At 69.1% G+C, this 19,489-nt stretch carries 22 protein-coding genes; 14 read left to right on the top strand and 8 right to left on the bottom strand.

Translation table 11 applies throughout. The features are described 5' to 3' along the window. Positions 1-24: 24 nt before the first annotated feature. On the top strand, positions 25-975 hold the full coding sequence (locus IB259_RS12870) for a DMT family transporter (RefSeq protein WP_192329192.1): 951 nt from the start codon (positions 25-27) through the stop codon (positions 973-975). On the opposite strand, the gene IB259_RS12875 is transcribed toward IB259_RS12870, so the two are convergent. Beyond that, positions 962-1,444, bottom strand: a complete 483-nt coding sequence (locus IB259_RS12875; RefSeq protein ID WP_054451670.1) for a MarR family winged helix-turn-helix transcriptional regulator — start codon at positions 1,442-1,444, stop codon at positions 962-964. The genes IB259_RS12870 and IB259_RS12875 overlap by 14 nt on opposite strands. A 130-nt stretch (positions 1,445-1,574) precedes the next feature. Between IB259_RS12875 and IB259_RS12880 the strand changes: the two genes are divergently transcribed. Next, positions 1,575-2,978 carry an MATE family efflux transporter gene (locus IB259_RS12880; protein WP_192329194.1) on the top strand — a complete coding sequence of 468 codons (1,404 nt, stop codon included), beginning with the start codon at positions 1,575-1,577 and terminating at the stop codon, positions 2,976-2,978. Here the strand turns inward: IB259_RS12880 and IB259_RS12885 are convergent. Then, positions 2,975-3,874, bottom strand: coding sequence for a LysR family transcriptional regulator (locus tag IB259_RS12885; RefSeq protein WP_054451672.1), 900 nt, complete (start codon positions 3,872-3,874; stop codon positions 2,975-2,977). The genes IB259_RS12880 and IB259_RS12885 overlap by 4 nt on opposite strands. A gap of 123 nt (positions 3,875-3,997) precedes the next feature. On the opposite strand from IB259_RS12885, the gene IB259_RS12890 reads away from it, so the two are divergent. Beyond that, positions 3,998-4,411 (top strand): sel1 repeat family protein, encoded by a 414-nt coding sequence (locus tag IB259_RS12890; protein WP_175160173.1) that lies wholly within the window; start codon positions 3,998-4,000, stop codon positions 4,409-4,411. After that, positions 4,408-5,178, top strand: a complete 771-nt coding sequence (locus IB259_RS12895) for a sulfite exporter TauE/SafE family protein (protein ID WP_192329196.1) — start codon at positions 4,408-4,410, stop codon at positions 5,176-5,178. Before IB259_RS12890 ends, IB259_RS12895 begins: the two co-directional genes overlap by 4 nt. Positions 5,179-5,199: 21 nt before the next feature. Here the strand turns inward: IB259_RS12895 and IB259_RS12900 are convergent, their stop codons facing one another. Together IB259_RS12900 and IB259_RS12905 are read right to left on the bottom strand one after the other, a co-directional pair. Next, the gene (locus tag IB259_RS12900) at positions 5,200-6,015 is read right to left on the bottom strand and encodes an SDR family NAD(P)-dependent oxidoreductase (protein WP_119451080.1); all 816 of its coding nucleotides are present in this window, start codon (positions 6,013-6,015) and stop codon (positions 5,200-5,202) included. A 182-nt stretch (positions 6,016-6,197) separates the two neighbouring features. Then, on the bottom strand, positions 6,198-6,347 hold the full coding sequence (locus tag IB259_RS12905) for a hypothetical protein (RefSeq protein WP_165867857.1): 150 nt from the start codon (positions 6,345-6,347) through the stop codon (positions 6,198-6,200). 246 nt (positions 6,348-6,593) lie between these two features. Between IB259_RS12905 and IB259_RS12910 the strand changes: the two genes are divergently transcribed. After that, positions 6,594-6,926, top strand: a complete 333-nt coding sequence (locus IB259_RS12910) for a hypothetical protein (RefSeq protein ID WP_054451676.1) — start codon at positions 6,594-6,596, stop codon at positions 6,924-6,926. A 35-nt stretch (positions 6,927-6,961) separates the two neighbouring features. Here the strand turns inward: IB259_RS12910 and IB259_RS12915 are convergent, their stop codons facing one another. Together IB259_RS12915 and IB259_RS12920 are read right to left on the bottom strand one after the other, a co-directional pair. Continuing rightward, positions 6,962-7,498 carry a GNAT family N-acetyltransferase gene (locus tag IB259_RS12915; protein ID WP_192329198.1) on the bottom strand — a complete coding sequence of 179 codons (537 nt, stop codon included), beginning with the start codon at positions 7,496-7,498 and terminating at the stop codon, positions 6,962-6,964. 7 nt (positions 7,499-7,505) lie between these two features. Further along, entirely contained in the window at positions 7,506-8,078 is a 573-nt protein-coding gene (locus tag IB259_RS12920; protein WP_054451678.1) for a helix-turn-helix domain-containing protein, read from the bottom strand. Positions 8,079-8,177: 99 nt separating this feature from the next. Between IB259_RS12920 and IB259_RS12925 the strand changes: the two genes are divergently transcribed. From IB259_RS12925 to IB259_RS12950, 6 genes are all read left to right on the top strand, one after another. Beyond that, positions 8,178-9,722, top strand: a complete 1,545-nt coding sequence (locus IB259_RS12925) for a phospholipase D family protein (protein WP_119451081.1) — start codon at positions 8,178-8,180, stop codon at positions 9,720-9,722. 6 nt (positions 9,723-9,728) lie between these two features. Further along, positions 9,729-10,397: a DNA oxidative demethylase AlkB gene (alkB, locus tag IB259_RS12930; RefSeq protein WP_192329200.1), complete on the top strand. Its 669-nt coding sequence runs from the start codon at positions 9,729-9,731 to the stop codon at positions 10,395-10,397. An 88-nt stretch (positions 10,398-10,485) separates the two neighbouring features. Continuing rightward, positions 10,486-11,478 (top strand): formylglycine-generating enzyme family protein, encoded by a 993-nt coding sequence (locus IB259_RS12935; RefSeq protein ID WP_156337327.1) that lies wholly within the window; start codon positions 10,486-10,488, stop codon positions 11,476-11,478. Beyond that, entirely contained in the window at positions 11,475-12,269 is a 795-nt protein-coding gene (locus IB259_RS12940; RefSeq protein ID WP_119451084.1) for an AraC family transcriptional regulator, read from the top strand. Before IB259_RS12935 ends, IB259_RS12940 begins: the two co-directional genes overlap by 4 nt. Before the next feature lie 95 nt (positions 12,270-12,364). Beyond that, positions 12,365-12,733: a cupin domain-containing protein gene (locus tag IB259_RS12945; protein ID WP_054451681.1), complete on the top strand. Its 369-nt coding sequence runs from the start codon at positions 12,365-12,367 to the stop codon at positions 12,731-12,733. A gap of 44 nt (positions 12,734-12,777) precedes the next feature. Next, the gene (locus tag IB259_RS12950) at positions 12,778-13,524 is read left to right on the top strand and encodes an SDR family oxidoreductase (protein ID WP_054451682.1); all 747 of its coding nucleotides are present in this window, start codon (positions 12,778-12,780) and stop codon (positions 13,522-13,524) included. Between the two features lie 7 nt (positions 13,525-13,531). On the opposite strand, the gene IB259_RS12955 is transcribed toward IB259_RS12950, so the two are convergent. After that, the gene (locus IB259_RS12955) at positions 13,532-14,053 is read right to left on the bottom strand and encodes an MgtC/SapB family protein (RefSeq protein WP_054451683.1); all 522 of its coding nucleotides are present in this window, start codon (positions 14,051-14,053) and stop codon (positions 13,532-13,534) included. Positions 14,054-14,205: 152 nt separating this feature from the next. Here IB259_RS12955 and IB259_RS12960 point away from each other — a divergent pair, with 152 nt between their 5' ends. Then, positions 14,206-14,979 carry an SDR family oxidoreductase gene (locus IB259_RS12960; protein ID WP_054451684.1) on the top strand — a complete coding sequence of 258 codons (774 nt, stop codon included), beginning with the start codon at positions 14,206-14,208 and terminating at the stop codon, positions 14,977-14,979. 22 nt (positions 14,980-15,001) lie between these two features. Here the strand turns inward: IB259_RS12960 and IB259_RS12965 are convergent, their stop codons facing one another. Next, on the bottom strand, positions 15,002-15,691 hold the full coding sequence (locus IB259_RS12965; RefSeq protein WP_175160182.1) for an HAD family phosphatase: 690 nt from the start codon (positions 15,689-15,691) through the stop codon (positions 15,002-15,004). Between the two features lie 265 nt (positions 15,692-15,956). Between IB259_RS12965 and acnA the strand changes: the two genes are divergently transcribed. Next, positions 15,957-18,590, top strand: a complete 2,634-nt coding sequence (gene acnA / locus IB259_RS12970; RefSeq protein WP_192329202.1) for an aconitate hydratase AcnA — start codon at positions 15,957-15,959, stop codon at positions 18,588-18,590. Beyond that, positions 18,587-19,483, top strand: coding sequence for a GntR family transcriptional regulator (locus IB259_RS12975; protein ID WP_175180712.1), 897 nt, complete (start codon positions 18,587-18,589; stop codon positions 19,481-19,483). The genes acnA and IB259_RS12975 overlap by 4 nt, the downstream gene beginning before the upstream one ends. The last annotated feature ends 6 nt before the right edge of the window (positions 19,484-19,489 follow it).

A 19,489-nucleotide genomic window follows, 5' to 3' on the forward strand; every position in this document is an offset into this window, starting at 1 on the left:
CTCTGAACAGGCGTGGGTCGGGTAATGAACAATCGGATGCAGGGCTATTGCTATCTGGCGGCCGCCATGGCGCTGGTGGGCAGCACGGTAGCCGCCAGCAAGATCATCGGCACGGGCTTGCCGCCCTTCACCGCGACGGCCTTGCGCTTCGCCATCGCACTGCCCTGCTTCGCCCTGCTGATGGCGTTGACCGGCGCGCGCCTGCCGCGGCTGGCGCCGCGCGACTGGCTGCTGCTGGCCGTCCAGGCCATCGCCGGCAGCGTCGGCTACACCGCGCTGCTGATCGCCGGGCTGCAGCGTGCGTCGGCGGTGGACGGCGGCATCATCCTGGGCACCTTGCCGCTGGTCTCGGCTGCCATCGCCATCCTGCTGCTGGGCGAACGCCCGGGCAAGCCCACGCTGGCCGCCATCGTCGCCGCGGCCTTCGGCGTCTGGCTGATGATGCGCCATTCGGCCGGTCAAGGCGGCGCGCGCTCGCTGGCGGGCAACGCGCTGATCCTGGGCGCGGTGCTGTGCGAAGGATTATTCATCCTGTTGAACAAGCGGCTGCGCCAGCCGGTGGCGCCGCTGGCGCTATCGACGCTCATGACGGGCTTTGGCCTGGCATTCTCGGCCGTGGCATGCGTGGCGGAAGCGCCGTGGGATCTGAACTTGCCCGCTTCGGCGATGGCCGCGGTGGCCTACTACGCGCTGGTGCCCACCGTGGGCGGCTTCCTGCTCTGGTATGCGGGCGCGGCCCGCGTCAACGGCGCCGAAGCCGCCTTGTTCACCGCGCTGGCGCCGGTATCGGCGGTAGCGCTGGCCGCCGGGCTGCTGGGCGAATCCTTGGCTCCCGCGCAGTTGGCCGGCATGGCTTGCGTGCTGGGTGCGGTGCTGGCGCTGGGCGGGTCCGGGCTGCGCTCGCGCGGCCAGCTGCTACCCGCCAGACCCGCAGCCGCTGCCGACGACGCCCCCAGCGGCCCTAGCCGCGGCTGAAGGCCAGCGCAAACTCGTCGGAAAAAATATCGGCCAGCGAGCGCCGCAACGCGGCGGCGCGTTCGGCGCCGTAGGCCGCCTCGAAGCGGCGCTGCGCGTCTTTCCACAGACGCTTGGACTCCGCCAGCTTGGCGCGTCCCGCGTCTGTCAACGCCACGCGGCGGCTGCGCCCGTCCAGCGGGTCGCGCGACATCTGCACGTAGCCGTCGCGCTCCAGCGGCTTGAGATTGTGCGCCAGCGCCGAGCGGTCCAGCACCATGTTGCGCGCCAGGTCGGTCATCGACGGCGTGCCCGCGCGCGCGATATGCACCAGGATGGAATGCTGCGACACCTTCAGGCCGCAGGGAGCCAGCACCGTGTCGTACAGCTGCGAAACGCGCCGGGTCGCCTTGCGCAGCGCCGCGCCGTTGCAGATGAGCGGATCGGGTGCAACGGAAGCGGCGGAAACGGAAGGCTGTTCGTCGGGCATGGCAGGCGCAAGAAGTGGAGGACGGCGAGGACTCAACGCTACCGCCGGCGTGGAATCGAGTCTAGCGCAATCTTGACTTTTATTGGCATATGCACGTAAATATTCGAACGCCACCCAAGGGTTCCTTCCCATGTCCGCGCCACCGCCGCCCCGTCCCGCCAATGCGCGCCTGCAGGCCATGCTGCATGCGCCCATCGCCCCCACGCTGGCGCGCCTGGCGTGGCCGAACATCCTGATGATGCTGGCGCAGTCCTCCACCGGCTTGATCGAGACCTGGTTCCTGGCGCGCTTGGGCACGCCGGTGCTGGCGGGCGTGGCATTGGTGGTGCCGGTGCTGATGCTGATGCAGAACATGTCGCAAGGCGCGATGGGCGGCGGCATCTCGGCCGCGGTCGCAAGATCGCTGGGCGGCGGCCGGCAGCGCGAGGCGGACCAGTTGGTGCTGCACGCCGTGGTGCTCAACGGCCTGCTGGGCCTGGCGTTTTGCGCACTGCTGCTGCTTGGCGGCCCGTGGCTTTACCGCGCGCTGGGCGCCGAGGGAGAGGCGCTAGAGGCCGCCCTGGCCTATTCCGACGTCATCTTCGGCGGCATCGTCCTGATGTGGCTGATGAACGCGTGCGCCAGCGCCATCCGCGGCACGGGCAACATGCTGGTGCCTGGCGCCGTGATCTGCGGCGGCGCCCTGCTGCTGATCCCGCTGTCTCCGTGCCTGATCTTCGGCTGGGGGCCTTTTCCCGCGCTGGGCGTGGCCGGCGGCGGCTGGGCGCTGGTGATCTACTACGCCCTGGGCGCGCTGATCCTGGGCCTGTACTGCGCCAGCGGACGCAACGCGGCGCGGCTGGTGCCCAGCCGCCTCTATCCGGGCCTGATGCGCAATATCCTCAGCGTGGGCGCCCTGGCCACCATCAATCCCCTCCTGACCAACGCCCTGGTGGCGCTGACGGCGGCCCTGGTCGGCGCCTATGCCGGCACCGCAGCGGTCGCCGGCTATGGCATCGCCGTGCGCCTGGAGTACCTGCTGATGCCCATCGCCTTCGGCTTGGGCGCGCCCATGGTGGCAATGGTGGGGTCCAACATCGGCGCGGGCCAGCCCGAACGCGCGCTGCGCATCGCCCTGACCGGCGGCGCGATGGCCTTTGTGCTGGCGGAGGCCATCGGACTGGCGGCGGCGTTCTTCCCCGAGGCCTGGCTGCGCCTGTTCGGCGCGCAGGACCATATGCTGGAAGCCGGCGCCAGCTATCTGCGCACCGTCGGCCCGGTCTACGGCTTCTTCGCCCTGGGTTTCTCGATGTACTTCGCTTCGCAGGGCGCCGGCCGCCTGAAATGGCCGCTGATCGCGGGATTCCTGCGTCTGCTGCTCGGCATCGGCGCCGGCGCCATTGCCTTGCGCCTGACGGGATCGCTGAGCCTGTTCTTCGCCATCGCGGCGCTGGCGATGTGCGTCTATGGCCTGGTCATCCTGGGCGCCGTCGCGTCGGGCTCCTGGTTCGACCGCCCGGTCCAGGGCTGGCGCCGGCTGTTCGCGCGCTCCTAGCGGTCCGGGCGCGCAGGCGCGTCGCGCAGCGCGTATTCCACCAGCGCTGCCGCGTAGGCCGGCAGCGTGTCGCGCACGCATAGCACCAGGTCGCGCGCGGCCCAATCGTCGGCCAACGCCACGCGCCGCACACCCGCGGCCCGGCCATAACGCGCCGCCGCCACGCGCGGCACGATGGCAATGCCCACGCCCTGCCCCACCATCCGGCACACGGCATCGAAACTGCGCAGCCGCACGCGGTACGACAAGGCCTTGCCGCCACGCCGCGCGTGATGGGCGATGTGTTCCTGCAAGGCGCTGCCCTCGACCAGCCCGACGAATTCCTGGTCGGCCACGTCGGCCAGCAGCACCGACTGGCGGCCGGCCAGCGCGTGGTCCGGCGGCACGATCAGCGTCAGGGGATCATGCCGGAAGGTCTGCGTATGCAGGCCGTGCAGATCGGCCGAATCGGCCAGCACGCCGATGTCGCAGGCGCCTGCCCGCAACGCGTCGGCGATCTCGTGGCTCAAGCGTTCTTCCAGGTCCACCGAGACGCGGGGATGGTCCTTGAGAAATGCGCCCAGCACCGGCGGCAGGTATTCGCTCAGGGCCGTGGTGTTGCACAGCACGCGCACCAACCCTTTCAACCCCAGGCCGTAATGGTCCAGCTCGCCGCGCATGCGATCCATCTGCGCCAGCACCACGCGCGCATGGTGCGCCAGCGTGCGGCCCGCCGGCGTGGGCTCGACCCCGCGCGGCTCGCGCAGCAGCAGCGGCACGCCCAGCGTGTCCTCCATGCCGCGGATGCGTTCGCTGGCCGATGCCAACGTCATGTGGGAGCGCTTGGCCCCCGCGGTGATGGAGCCGGTTTCCTGTACGTTGAGGAACAGCCGCAGATCGGTGAGGTCGAATCGCATGCGAAAAGCGTAGCACGGCAAGCCTCAGGCTGTGCCATAGGATAACTACGCGAGATCCCGATACAAGATCCAAGGCGCTGCGGATGACAATGAACTCCCGCCCTTCCAATCCAGGGAAATCCCATGAAAACCATCATATCGCGGCGCCCCCGGGTCCATTGGCCCGCTCTTGCCCTGCTGGCCCTGAGCCTGCAAGGCTCAGGTTTGGCCGTAGCCGCCAGCCTGGACCCTCACACCACGCCAGCGCAGAAATACGCGCTGGCGCTGGAAGCCCAGACCCTGGGCGACTATGCCGCCATGACGCAGTGGCTGCGCGCGGCCGCCAGTGACGGCCACGCGCCCGCGCAGCGCATGCTGGGCATCGCCCTGCTGGGCGGCCCGACGCTCTACGGTGAGTCCCTGCGGGCCGACCTGTGCGAGGGACGGCGGTGGCTGCTGCGCGCCGCGCGCCAGGACGGCAAGGGCGCGGACGACGTCGCCTACGCCCTGTTCGGCCGTCCGCGCGACGGCCTCACCGTCCGCTGCGAGCCCGCATGAACCTCCTGGACCTGTTTCCCGGCGGCACGCCCGTGCTGCTTGCCGTCACCGTATCGGTATTCATCCTGGCCGGCGTGGTCAAGGGCGTCGTAGGGCTGGGACTGCCCACCATCTCCATGGCCATGCTGGCGCTGGTCATGGCTCCCGCCCAGGCCGCGGCATTGCTGATCGTGCCGTCCCTCATCACCAACCTCTGGCAGGCCCGGCCTTGGGTCACGCTGCCCCAGGTGCTGCGCCGCATCGGCGCGATGCAGGCCGGCGTCTGCGCGGGCACGATAGGCGGCGCGTTGTGGCTGGGTCCGCCTTCGGGACACTGGGCCAGCGTGTGCCTGGGGCTGGCCCTGGTGGCCTATGCCGCCTGGGGCCTGTTCGGCTCGCCGCCCAGGGCGCCGCAGCGCCATCAAGGGCTGGTGGGCGTATCGGTCGGCGCCATTACCGGGGTCATCACCGCGGCGACCGGCGTGTTCGTCATCCCCGCGGTGCCTTATCTGCAAGCCCTGAACCTGGGCAAGGACGGCCTGATCCAGGCCATGGGCATCTCGTTCACGGTGTCCACCGTGGCGTTGGCGATCGGCCTGGGCGTCACCGGCGGCTACACGCCCGAAGCCGCCGGCGCGTCCCTGCTGATGTTGCTGCCGGCGCTGGCCGGCATGGCGCTGGGCACATGGCTGCGCGGCAGGATGTCGGCGCAGGCCTTCAAGCGCTGCTTCATGGTGAGCCTGGCGCTGTTGGGCGCCTACCAGGCGGTGCGGGGCTGGACGGCCTGAGCCCGGCTCTCAGCCGGAGCGTCAGGCGGCCATCCGCCTTTCGTCCACGAAGCCGATGGACACGGACATCTCGCGCCAGCGCGCCAGTTCCTGCTGCACCGACTGGATCTTGGCGCGCGCCTGGTCGAAGGCGTCGCGCCCCAGGAACAGGTGCAGGGGCGCATATTGCGCCTGCGCCGCGTTGATCAGCGTGCGCGCCATCTTGGCCGGATCGCCGTCCGCGTCGCGCGCCTGCGCATTGCGCGCCGCGAGTTCGGGCGCTTGCTCGCCGTCCGCCGTGCGCAACGCGCCCGGGTAGACCAGCGACACCCGGATGCCGAATGGCGCGGCCTCGGCGGCCAGGGCTTCGGTCAGGCCGCTGACGGCGAACTTGGCGGCGCTATAAGCGCCCCAATCGGCCCTGCCGCCATCGAAGCCCAGGATCGACGAGATGTTGAAGACGTGCCCGCTGCGCTGCGCGCGCATGCGCGGCAGGACCGCGCGGATCACGTTCAGCGTGGCAAACACATTGATGTCGAAGGTGCCTCTCAGGTCCTCGTCCGGCAGGCTATCCAGCGCGCCGCGCAGGCCATGGCCCGCGTTGTTCACCACCACGTCCAGGCCGCCGAAGGCGGCCACCGTGGCATCCACCGCGCGCTGCACCTTGCGCTCGTCGGCCAGGTCCACCGTCAGGGGCAGGAACTGCCCCTCCAGCTTGGCGCCCACCGCGTCCAGCAGCGCATCGCCGTCCTGCGAGGTCGCCGCGACCTTGTGGCCCAAGTCCAGCAGCATCTTCACCAGGACCAGGCCCAGCCCCGCGGATGCGTCCGTCACCAACCAGATTTTTTCGGTATTCATGCGATTCCCTTCCCTTGCGTGCGCTGCCGGCAATGCGCCCGGCAGCGTGGCAGAGCCAGCGCATCCGCAATGGACACGCCGTCTCGACCCTGGAAGAGATGGTAAGAATCGCGAGCCTGCGCGTACAGGCTCGTTCTTGCGTGAATCCTGCCTATTCCTGCAACGGTGTGTTCCGCTGGCGCTCAGCCCAGCGCGCTGCGGTAGTGTTCGCTGTCGAATGCGGGCGCGCTTGCCGCCTGCGGCGCTGCTGACGGTTCCTGCGCCGCGCCAGGCGTCTCGACGCCGAAGAGAGAGAGTTCCGCGTTGACCAATGCCAGTATGAAATTTGCCATGATGACTCCTAGGATTTCGCGTCCGGACCGGCGCGGGCCGCGCAGGTCTTATAGAGGACATGGATGCCATGGTGCGGGCCTGGCCGCGCGCCGTCCATTTGCTTTGTTCAATGGCGCCGATTGACGGCATGCAAGCCTGGAAGCGCCCGCAGCTGGAATGACGGATAATTCGGGTGTTTCCCGCGGCGCCGCGGGGAACGGCACAGTTTTTCCGGGCCACGTGCCCGCCCGCATTCGGAGTCAGTCATGCATCGCGGTATCGAGGCGATCGAAAAATTCATGGAATCCGTCGGCCTGGCCTGGCGCCCCGGCTCGACCGAGCGCGCCGAACTCAAAGTCAGCTACCGCATCGGCAATACCCGCCCGCTGGGCATAGACCGCACGCTGGTCGAGTTCCACTGCGATCCCAAGCGCGCCAAGGTCTGGGTGCCGGAATTCTCGCGCACCAGCTTTCACCAGTGGTTCGAGGTTCCGTACCAGGAATTCGAATTCACCCCCGGCGGCTCGATGCTGAAGATCAAGGCTCCGGCGCGCGGCAATGCCCCGCCTTACAGCGTGGGCATCAAGCCCCTGGGCTAAAGCCCTGCCGCTGCCGCCCGCGGCGGCAGCGTCCGCTACAGCTGCTTGTACATGATGGTGGTGCCGTCGAGCTTGGCGGCATCATGCGGATCGCGGCTGAATCCCGGTATCACTCCCACGGTCTGATAGCCCTGCGACGCGTACAGCGGCTCGGCGCTATCGCCCGTGCGCGTGTCCAGCGTGATCAGGCTGCGTCCCTGGCGCCGCGCCATGGCTTCCGCTTCGGCCAGCAAGGCACGGGCCAGGCCGCGGCGGCGGAAGTCCGGATGCACCAGCAGCTTGCGCACCTCGGCGCGGTGCGGCTGATTGGGCGGCGTGTCCCAATCCAGCTGCACCGATCCCGCGACGCGTCCGTCCTGTCGCGCCACCCACAGCGCCGACTTGCCGCCGGCGACCGCCGGCAGCACCTTGGCTCGCCAGAACGCCTGCGCGTCGCCCGACGAATACGGCAGCACGAAGCTGACGCTGGCGCCACCCTGCACGCAGGCGCGCAGCAGTTCGCCCAGCTCGGGCACGAGAGCGTCGGCGGCATCCGCTGACAGCAGGATCAATTCAGGATTCGGATGGGACATGGCAGGCTCAGACGATGAAGAGCAGATAACGGGCGCCGCAATGCGGCGGGGTTGAAAATTCGCTCGCGCCGAATAGCTGGTAGCGCAGGCAGTCGCCCTGGGAAAGGCGGTGCGCCTGCCCATCGACGGTGATGGCCAGCTCGCCGTCCAGCATCAGCAGGTGGTGTTCAAGCCCTGGCCGGGGCGACCGCTCGTAGGCGATGCGCGTACCAGGCTCCAGTTCGCACGCCAGCACCTCGCCCGCCAATTGCTGCGCGGGCGGGGACACCGAGCGGCGGCGGAATCCCGCGCTGCCGTCCACCCACACGGCCTGCGCCTGCTGCGGCACCAGCGGCACGAAGTCATCCTCGACCATCAGCATCAGGCGCGACATGGTCAGGCCATAGGCCGCGCACAACTTGCCCAGCGCGCTGGCGGTCGGGCTGACTTCGGCGTTTTCCAGGCGGGACAGGGTGGCGCGGCTGAGACCGGCGCGGGCGGCCAGCTCGTCCAGCGACCAGTTGCGCTCCTGGCGCAACGCCTTGAGCCGGGCGGCGATGCGGCCGTCCAGATCGGCCTCGGCGGTGATGTTGTTTTCCATATAAGAGAATTTCTCTCAAATACGGAAAATCGTCAAGCTTCCCAGGGGAAGGTGGCTGCCGGAACCGGCCCGCGCCGCGATTTCGGCACAATACGGGTCATGTACCTGGCCAAACCCTTGATGATGACTGCCCTTTGCCTGAGCCTGCTGAGCGGCTGCGGCTTGCCGCCGCTGGATAACCGCAGCGAATCCCATGCGCTGACGCCGGAGGCATCGCAGGACACCCCGCTGGGCCGGGCCATCGCGCCGCTTGCTGCCCAGCACCCGGGCAAGTCCGGCATCCACCCGTTGCCCGACGCCTATGACGCCTTCGCCGCCCGCATGCTGCTGGCGCGCGCCGCCGAACGCAGCCTGGATGTGCAGTACTACATCTGGCACAAGGACATGACGGGCACCATGCTGCTGGAGGCCCTGCACGAAGCCGCCGACCGCGGCGTGCGGGTGCGGCTGCTGCTGGACGACAACGGCACCTCGGGGTTGGACGAGGAGCTGTCCGCCCTGGACGCGCATCCCAACATCGAAGTGCGGCTGTACAACCCCTTCGTGCTGCGCTGGCCCAAGCCCCTGGGCTACGTGACGGACTTCAGCCGCCTGAACCGCCGCATGCACAACAAGTCCTTCACCGCCGACAACCAGGCCACCATCATCGGCGGGCGCAACGTCGGCGACGAGTACTTCGGCGCGGCCAGCGGCGTGCTCTTCACCGACCTGGACGTGCTGGCCATCGGCGCCGCGGTCAATGACGTGTCGACGGATTTCGACCGCTACTGGGCCAGCGACTCGGCCTACCCGGTCGACCGGCTGCTTAAGAAAACCGACCCCGGCGAACTGGACGAACTGGAACAGGCCGCCGCCCGGGTCGAGCGCTCTCCCGAAGCCGCCGCCTATGCCGACGCCATGCGCAAGCTGCCCTTCATCCAGCAGCTGCTGCGCGGCGAGCTGACGCTGGAATGGGCCGACACGCGCATGGTCAGCGACGATCCGCGCAAGACGCTGGGCACCGCGCCGCCCGAGGCGATGCTGCCGCATCAGCTGCATGAAATCATCGGCACCCCCACCACCGATCTCGAACTGGTGTCGCCCTATTTCGTGCCTACCGCCGTCGGCACCGAGTCCTTCGGACAGATGGCGCGCAGCGGCGTCAAGGTCAAGGTCCTCACCAATGCGCTCGAAGCCACGGACGTCGCCGTGGTGCATTCCGGCTACGCCAAGCGCCGCAAGGATCTGCTGGCCAGCGGCGTGGAACTTTACGAAATGAAGCGCATGGGCGCCGAAGTCGAGCGCAACAAGAGCATGGGCCCCTTCGGCAGCTCGGGCTCGAGCCTGCACGCCAAGACCTTCGCCGTCGACGGCAGGCGCATCTTCGTCGGCTCCTTCAACTTCGACCCGCGCTCGGCCAAGCTCAACACCGAGCTGGGCTTCGTCATAGACAGCCCCACGCTGGCGCGCCACATCGCCGACGCCTTCGACAAGGACATCCCCAAAGCCGCCTACCGCGTCTGCCTGGACGACAAGGGCCAGCTCTATTGGCTGGAACAGCGCAATGGCGACACCATCCGCCACGACACGGAGCCCGGCACGACCGTGTGGCAACGCCTGTCGGTCTGGTTCGTGTCGCTGCTGCCGCTGGAACCGCTGCTGTAGGCCGGCATGGCTACCAACCTGGACCTGTTTGGGGAGGACGGCGACGACGGCGCCGCGCAAGGCGGACGCGTCGCGCTCGGCCCGCAATCCGTGGTGCTGCGCGGTTTTGCCCTGCCGTTGGTGGACGCGCTCCTCGCGGGGGTCGATGCCGTGACCGCGCAGGCGCCCTTCCGGCACATGGAAACCCCCGGCGGCTACACCATGTCGGTGGCGCTGACCAATTGCGGACAGCTGGGCTGGACCAGCGATGCGCGCGGCTACCGCTATGCGCGCATCGATCCGCTCTCCGGCCAGCCCTGGCCCGCCATGCCCCAGGCCTTCATGCAGCTGGCGCAGGCCGCCGCGGCCGAAGCCGGTTTTCCTGGCTTCGAGCCAGACGCCTGCCTGGTCAACCGCTACGAGCCGGGCTCGCGGCTGTCGCTGCACCAGGACAGGAACGAACGCGACTACGGCGCGCCCATCGTCTCCGTATCGCTGGGCATGCCCGCCATGTTTCTCTTCGGCGGCGACCAGCGCGCGGACAAGGCCAGCCGCACGCCGCTGTTCCATGGCGACGTGGCCGTGTGGGGCGGGGTCGACCGGCTGCGCTACCACGGCATCATGCCCATCAAGGACCTGCCGCATCCGCGGCTGGGCAGCCAGCGCATCAACTTCACCATCCGCCGCGCCGGCTGAGCGCGGCATGAGGGTTCCCCGCGTCTGGCCGGGCGCAAGCGGCGGCTCTACTATTGCGCACCCCTCATGCTCCGCCTACCGGATTCCCATGCGCACACGCACCGCCCTGGCTTTGCTCTGCACCCTCGTATCGGCGCCTTCCTGGTCGGATGAACCGCCCGCCCTGATCGAAAATTCGCTGGGCATGACCTTTGTCCGCGTGCCGGCCGGCAGCTTCCAGATGGGCAGCGACGAGACGCCCGAGGCGCTGGCGCGCGACTATCCGCTTTACCCGCCGGACCGCTACGCCCAGCTGTTCGATGAAGCGCCGGTGCATACGGTGCGCATCACCCGTCCGTTCTACCTGGAACGCACGGAAGTCACCGTGGGCCAGTTCCGCCGCTTCATCGAGGCGTCCGGCTACGTGCCGGAGTCGGAGGCCGACGGCACCGGCGGCTATGGCTACAACCCGCAGTACGACCCCGACAAATCCGAGCGCGGCGACGCTTTCGAAGGCCGCGACCGCCGCTATTCCTGGCGCAATCCAGGCTTCGCGCAAGGCGATGACCATCCCGTGGTCAACATCAGCTGGAACGACGCCACGGCGCTGGCCCGCTGGCTGACCCAGACCGAAGGCAAGGTCTACCGCCTGCCCACCGAAGCCGAATGGGAATACGCCTGCCGCGCCGGCGCGCGCACCCGCTACCAGAACGGCGACGATCCCGCCGCCATGCCCGACGTCGGCAACGGCTTCGACGCCGACGCCGCGCCGCTCTGGCCCAAATGGCAGGCGCATGCCTCCGCCCGCGCCGACGGCAACGCCTTCACCGCCCCGGTCGCCAGCTATGCGCCCAATGCCTTCGGCCTGTACGACATGCACGGCAACGCCTGGGAATGGGTCTCGGACTGGTATGGCGAGGACTACTACGCGCATTCACCCGTGGACGACCCGCAAGGCCCCGCCAGCGGCAACGTGCGCGTACGGCGCGGCGGCTCCTGGCATACCTGGGCGTTGTACACGCGCGCCTCCTACCGCAACTGGAACACGCAGGAAACGCGCTATCCTCTGGTGGGATTGAGGCTGCTGCGGGAGGCGGATTGAAACAAGACTGGATATTGCGAGCCGCGCCCTCGGGCCAGCTGGAGCGCATCGAAGCCTATTTCGGCGGTCCAGGCTACGGCATGCACCGCCACGACACCTACGCCATCGGCCGCACGCTGTCAGGCGTGCAGAGCTTCCACTACCGCCGCGGGCTGCGGCACAGCCTGCCCGGCGGCACCATCGTGCTGCATCCCGACGAAGTCCACGACGGCCAGGCCGGCACCGAAGCCGGTTTCCACTACCGCATGATCTACGTCGAGCCGGCGCTCATCCAGCAGATCCTGGGCGGACGGCCGCTGCCATTCATCCCGGGCGGCATCTCGGCCGATCCACGCCTGTACGCCGCCAGCGCCAGCCTGCTGCAGGACACGCATGATCCGATCGACCCGCTGCAGGAAGACGACGCGCTGTACGAGCTGAGCCATGCCCTGTGCGCCGCGGCTGGCGGCAAGCCCGGCCGCCGCAGCGCCGACTACGCCGCGGCCGAGCGCGCCCGCCAATACATCCACGCCTCGCTCGAACGGTCCATCACCCTGGAACAGCTGTCAGCTGCCGCGGGCACGGACCGCTGGAGCCTGTCGCGCGACTTCCGCGCGCTGTTCGGCACCAGCCCCTACCGCTACGTAATGCTGCGCCGCCTGGACCAGGCCCGGCGCCTGATCGCCGCGGGCATGCCGCTGGCGCAAGCGGCCGCCGCGTCGGGCTTCACCGACCAGAGCCACCTGACGCGCCGCCACGTCCAGACCTACGGCATGGCGCCCGACCGCTGGCGGCGCATGCTGCGCCGCTGAACGCGGATTCGCGCAAAGCTGCTCGATCGTACAAGACGGCGTCGGCGCAGCCTTCTATGCTGGGGTTTGCTCAACCCTATGCGACAGTCCTCCCCATGCCCGAAATCCGCACCATCAACTTCGCCGACAAACTGGCGCTGATCTCCGAACACTGGATGCCCAAAGTCGTCGCCGAGATGAACGACTACCAGTTCAAGCTGGTGAAAATACAGGGCGAATTCGTGTGGCACAGCCATGCCGACACCGACGAGACCTTCATCGTCATCGAGGGCCGTCTGCGCATCCAGCTGCGCGACGGCCACATCGACCTGGGCCCTGGCGAAATGGCCGTGGTCCCCAAGGGCGTGGAGCACAAGCCCTGTGCGCCCGAGGAAGTCAAAATGCTGCTGATCGAGCCGCGCGGCGTGCGCAACACCGGCGACCAGGGCGGCGAGCGCAGCGCTCCCAACGACGTCTGGATCTGAGCCCGCCGCCATCTGCTAAGGTGTAATCCCATCAGGAGCAAGCCATGTCAAAGATCATGCTCGTCACCGGCGGCGGCCGCGGCATCGGCGCCGCCGTCGCCAGGCTGGCCGCCCGCCGCGGCTACGCGGTAGGCGTCAACTACCATTCCAACGCCGACGCCGCGCGCGCGGTGGTCGAGGAAATCGTGCGGGGCGGCGGCCGCGCCGTCGCGCTGCAGGCCGACGTCTCGCAAGAGGACCAGGTGCTGCGCATGTACGGCGAACTGGACCAGCAGCTGGGCCGCATCGACGCGCTGGTCAACAACGCCGGCATCCTGGAGCAGCAGATGCGCGTGGACCAGATGAGCGCCGACCGCCTGCTGCGCGTGCTGTCCACCAATGTGGTCGGCGCCTTCCTGTGCGCCCGCGAGGCAGTGCGCCGCATGTCGACGCGCCATGGCGGCCAGGGCGGCGCCATCGTCAACGTCTCGTCCGTGGCCGCCCGGCTGGGCTCGCCCAACGAGTATGTGGACTACGCCGCCTCCAAGGGCGCCATGGACACGATGACCATCGGCCTGTCCAAGGAAGTCGCGCCTGAAGGCATCCGCGTCAACGGCGTACGTCCCGGCACCATCTACACCGACATGCACGCCAGCGGCGGCGAACCCGGCCGCGTCGACCGCCTGAAGGGCGCGATTCCGCTGCGTCGCGGCGGCACGGTCGAAGAAGTCGCAGGCGCCGTGATGTGGCTGTTCTCGGATGAGGCCGGCTACACCAGCGGTTCGTTCATCGAGGTGTCCGGCGGCAATTGAAACGCCGCTACGGCTTGGCGTCGGAAGCAATGACCTTGTGCTCGTGCCTGGCGGCGATGCGCGCCTCGACGCGCCGCAGCACTGCCAGCACGAACAGCGCCATCACGGTGCTGACCACGGCAGTGGCTTCGCGTCCCATGCCCGCCGCCACCCCGATCGCCGCCGTCATCCAGATGCCTGCCGACGTGGTCAGCCCGCGGATCTCGCGCTCGTCGCTCAGCTTGATGATGGCGCCCGCCCCCAGGAAGCCGATGCCGGCGATCACGCCCTGCAGCACGCGGCTCAGGTCGCCGACTTCCATGCCGCCTTGCAGCGGCACCAGCACGAAGATCGCCGCCCCCAGCGCCACCAGCATATGGGTGCGCAAGCCGGCGTCCTTGCCGCTGCGCTCCCGCTCATAACCCAACAGGCCGCCCAGCAGCATGGCCATGCCCAGGCGCAGCACGATGCGGGTCGCCTCGCCCACATCGGGGATGTCGGCGAATTCGCTGCGCACGGTGGACCAGATTTCCAGCCAGATTTCCGTCATCGCCGCCCCCTCATGGGAAATGGTCGGACCAGCATAGCAGGCGCCGCGCGACGGCCGCCAAGCTGCGCACGCACTGGCACATGTGGGCACAACTGGTTTACAACCGACCTGGCGTCGCGCGGCATCGCGGACGGAAACGACCGGAGGGTTACATGGATTTGCAGCTAGACGGTAAACGCGTGCTCATCACGGGCGCATCCAAGGGCATAGGCCTGGCCTGCGCGCTGGCCTTCGCCCGCGAAGGCGCCGAACCGATACTGGTGGCGCGCGACGATGCGGCGCTGCGCACGGCGGCCGAGACCATACGCGATGCGACCGGGAAGCAGGCGCGGGCCGTCACGCTGGACCTGGCCCAATCCGGCGCGGCGCAACGCCTGAGCCAGGAAGCGGGCGATATCGACATCCTGGTGAACAACGCCGGCGCGGTGCCGGGCGGCGCGCTGGACCAGGTGCAGGACGAGCGCTGGCGCGCGGGCTGGGAACTGAAAGTCCACGGCTACATCGACCTGGCCCGCCACTACTACCCGCGCATGCGCGACGCCGGCGCGGGCGTCATCGCCAACATCATCGGCATGGCGGGCTCCGCGCCGCGCGCCGACTACATCTGCGGCGCGGCAGGCAATGCCTCGCTCATCGCCTTCACTCGCGCCCTGGGCGGGGATGCGCCGCGCCACGGCGTGCGCGTCTTCGGCGTGAATCCTTCGCGCACCCGCACCGACCGCGTGCTGACGCTGGCCAAGCAGCGCGCCCAGGCGCGCTGGGGCGACGAAAACCGCTGGCAGGAGACGCTGTCGGACCTGCCTTTCGGACGCCTGATGGAACCCGGTGAGGTGGCCGACATGATCGTCTTCGGCGCCTCGCCGCGCGCGGGCTACCTGAGCGGCACGGTGATAGACCTGGACGGCGGCGAGCAGTACGCGCGTTGAAGCCCGTCCCGCATGTCTGGCCCTAGGCGGCCTGGCGCCAGCCCGCCAGCAGACCGGGCAAGGCGGCCATGTCGGTGAACACGTGGGCCACGCCCACGCCGCGCAAGGCTTCGGCGCCGCTATGCCCATTGGCATCGGGGCTGTAGCCGAACACAGTAGCGCCGGCGGCCACCCCAGCCGTGGCGCCGGTCACCGTGTCTTCCACGATGGCGCAACGCCGAGGGTCCACGCCCAGCGCCTGCGCAGCGGCCAGGTACACGTCCGGATAGGGCTTGCTGCGCGGCATTTCGTGGCCGCTGAAGACCCGCTCGCGAAAGCAGTCGGCAATGCCGACCTTGGCCAGCTGCAGCTCCACCTTGCGGCGGTCCGCGCCCGAGGCCACGGCGATGCGGCCGTCCAAGGCCACGTGCAAGGCCCGCACCGCGTCCGGCGCGCCGGGGATCTCGACCAGGTCGCGGTCCAGCGCGGCATTGCGGCGCTGGCGGAACTGATCGAACCAGTCCGGCGTGATCGTGGCGCCCGTGCGCGACTCGATCAGCGGCAGTTCGTCCCTGACGGCCTTGCCCGTGAAGATCTGCATGGTTTCCGCATGCGTGATGCCCCAGCCCAACTCATTGAGCATGTCGGTCAGCACGCGGCTGGTGATGGGTTCGGAATCGACCAGGACGCCGTCGCAGTCGAACAGCACGGCATCGAAGGGAAAATCAGTCATTGCAGCAACGTCGGGAATGTCCATGAAGCCGGTAAGCATACTGCAGGCCTCCTGCGCAACGCAGGAGGCTCGCCTGGCATCAAATTCCGACAGACCTGATCCGCAACGGCGGGCCATGATGCCGCCGGCGCCGAGCGCACTGGACGCCGTCATGCGCTGAGCCCGCGACGGACGGGCTCCAGGCGACTTCGGCGCGGAACCTCGAGCCATCCGTCCCAGTTTTCTACAATTGCATTTTGACAATTCAATATGCAAAATGACGGTCATGCATATCCCTGCCGTCACGCCCCGCCACGCCGCCTTCACCCTCAATGACGCCCGCCATACCTGCCTGGACCTGCCCGGCATGTACGGCGCCCAGTACTTCCGCCTGCCCGTAGTGCTGCGGCTGCTGCTGGAAAACGCGCTGCGCAACATGCACGACGCGGAGCGCGACGCGGCCGCCGCGGCGCTGTTTGGCTGGCTGGAGCACGGCACCAGCGAAGCCGAGATCGCCTTCCAGCCCGGGCGCGTGCTGATGCACGACACCACCAGCACCCCGGCCCTGGTCGACATCGCCGCGATGCGCGACGCGCTGGCCGAGGCCGGCGTGGATCCTTCCGCGCTGAATCCCGTGCTGCCCGTGGACGTGTCGGTAGACCATTCGCTGGCGGTGCAGTCCTATGCGCGCGCCGACGCCGCGGAATTGAATCTGGACCTGGAGCTGCGCCGCAACGCCGAGCGCTACCGCTTCCTGCGCTGGGCCTCCAAAGCCCTGTCGAATGTGCGCATCCATCCGCCAGGCACCGGCATCATGCACACCATCAACCTGGAACAGCTGGCGACCGTGGTTTGCGGGCAGGAAGACGCCGACGGCATCGCGCTGCATCCGGACATGATGATAGGTACCGACAGCCACACGCCCATGGTCAACGGCATCGGCGTGCTGGGCTGGGGCGTGGGCGGCCTGGAGGCGCAGACGGTGATGTTCGGCATGCCCACGCTGCTGCGCATTCCGGACGTGATCGGCGTGCGGCTGACCGGCGCGCTGAGCGCGGGAGTCAGCGCGACCGACCTGGCGCTGACCGTGACGCAGCGCCTGCGCGAGATCCAGGTGTCCGGCGAATTCGTGGAGTTCTTCGGACCCGGCGTGGCCACGCTGCCGGCCGGCAGCCGCTGCGTGGTGGCCAACATGGCGCCCGAGTACGGCGCCACCACGGGCTACTTCCCCATCGACAGGCAGACGCTGGCCTATCTGCGCCAGACGGGCCGGCCCGAGACGCTGATCGCGCAGGTACAGGCCTACGCCGAGCGCGCCGGCATCGCCTATGACCCCGCTGCCGCGCCGCGCTACACCCGCGTCGTCGACATCGCGCTGGACCGCGTGCAGATGCATGTGGCCGGGCCGCGTCGGCCGCAGGATCTGCATCCCTACGGACACACCAAGGCCATCCTGGCCGGCTTGGCGGACGCGCCGGCGGTCCCTGCGCGCGGCCTGCCCCGCTACGCCGTGGCGATCGCAGCCATCACCAGCTGCACCAATACCTCGGATCCACGGCTGCTGTCCGCAGCTGGCCTGCTGGCCCGCAAGGCGCGCCAGGCCGGCCTGCGCGTGCCCGCCTGGGTGAAAACCTCATTGGCTCCCGGCTCGCCCGCGGCGGCGGCGTATCTCGCGCGCGCCGGGCTGCTGGAAGATCTGGCCGCCGTGGGCTTCGACATCGTGGGCTACGGCTGCACCACCTGCATCGGCAATTCCGGCCCCCTCCCCGAGCCCGTGCGCGCGGCCATGGCGGCGGGCGCGGTCCATCCCGTGGCGGTGCTGTCTGGCAACCGCAATTTCGCTGGCCGCATCCATCCGGACCTGGACCTGGGCTTTCTCATGTCGCCGGCGCTGGTCATCGCCTACGCGTTGGCGGGCGACGCCGAACGCGACCTGAGCTGCGAACCCGTGCAGACCGCCCCCGACGGCCGCGCCATCCATCTGCGCGAGCTCTGGCCTGACGACGCGGAGATAGACGCCGCGCTGGCCGCCGGCCAGCAGCCCGCCGATTACCGCCAGGCCTTCCGGATCGCCAGCGCCAACCCGGCCTGGCATGCGCTGCAATCGCCAGACTCGGCGCGCTTTCCCTGGGACCCCGCCTCCACCGCGCTGCGCCGCCCGCCGTTCGCCAGCACCGAAGCGGCCGGCCAGTTGGGCCGCTACACCGCGCATCCCCTGCTGGTGCTGGGCGACGACGTGACCACCGATCACCTGTCGCCCGCCAGCGCCATTCCGCCGGACAGCCTGATCGCCGACTTCCTGGTCGAACGCGGCGACGACCGCAACGACCTGAACGTCTTCGCATCGCGCCGCGGCAACTGGCAGGTCATGCTGCGCGCCGCGTTCTACAGCAAGAGCCTCGTCAATCTGCTCATACCCGAAGCGCCGGTTGGCCACACCCTGCATGCGCCCAGCGGCCGGGTGGAGCCGATCTGGGAGGCCGCCGGCCGTTACGCCCGGGCCGGCCAGCCCGTGGTCCTGGTGGCAGGCGAACGCTATGGCACGGGTTCCTCGCGCGACTGGGCCGCCAAAGGACAGCGCCTGCTGGGCATCCGCTGCGTGCTGGCGGTCAGCTTCGAACGCATCCACCGCTCCAACCTGATCGGCATGGGCATCCTGCCCTTGCGCCTGCCCGCCGGCGTCACGCCGGCAACACTGCGCATCCGGCCCGGCGACCGGATCGAGATCGATGCCCCGGCCGCCGCGCTGACGCCGCGCATGCCCGTGGCCGTGCGCCTCCTGCGCGCCGGCGGCGCCGCCGAGACGCTACAGGCGACGGCGGCGGTCGAGACCCGGCTGGAAGTCAGGCTGCTGCGCATGGGCGGCGTCATTCCCGCTATCCTCTCGGACACCATCCATTCCGCCGTCCGCAACGCATGAGCGCCCAATCCAATACCGCCGCGAAAATCCTGGCGCTGATCCAGGCAGACCGCCTGCCCGCGGGCGCGCACCTGACCGCGCAGAAGATCGCCGACCGGCTGCGCCTGTCGCGCTCGCCGGTCAACGACGCGCTGGGCATCCTGGAGCAACGCGGCGTCGTCTCGCGCAAGCCCAACCGCGGCTACTTCCTGGAACGGGATCACGCCGCGCTGGCGGACTTGCACGGGGACCTGGCGCCGCCCTCCGTCGACGACATCGTCACGCACAGCTACTTCAAGCTGGCCGATGAACTGCTGCGCGGCGAACTGCCCGTGCAATGCAGCGAAGCGCTGCTGCGCGCCCGCTATGGCCTGACGGCGGCGCAGACCCAAGCCCTGCTGGGCCGCATCGCGCAGGAAGGCTGGGCAGAGCGGCGGCCCGGCTATGGCTGGGAATTTTCATCCATGATGACCACCCCTGACAGCCTGCTGCAGTCCTACCGCCTGCGGCTGGCGCTGGAACCGGCCGCGCTGCTCGAACCGGGATTTCACATCGACAAACAGGTGCTGGCGCGTTGCCGCGCGGCCGAAAAGCACCTGCTGGACGGCGGCATCGCCACCGACACCGCCGACCAGCTGCACGAGCGCGGCGTACGCTTCCATGAATCTCTGGTGGAGGCCTCGGGCAATCCCTTCTTCATCGACGCGATCAAGCGGGTGAACCGCGTGCGCCGGCTACTTTCGTACCGATCCATGCAAGACCGCAGCCGCTACAAGCAGCATTGCGAACAGCACCTGGCCATCCTGGACCTGCTGGAACACGAACGCAACGAAGAGGCCGCGGCGCAGCTGGCGGAGCACCTGCGCAGCACGCTGGACAACCTGGCCCGCATCAGCGGGCTGCTGGCGTCCTAGCGCCGG

Origin of the sequence: Achromobacter sp. ACM04, assembly GCF_014851465.1 — a bacterium.
Lineage (GTDB): Bacteria > Pseudomonadota > Gammaproteobacteria > Burkholderiales > Burkholderiaceae_B > Achromobacter > Achromobacter aegrifaciens.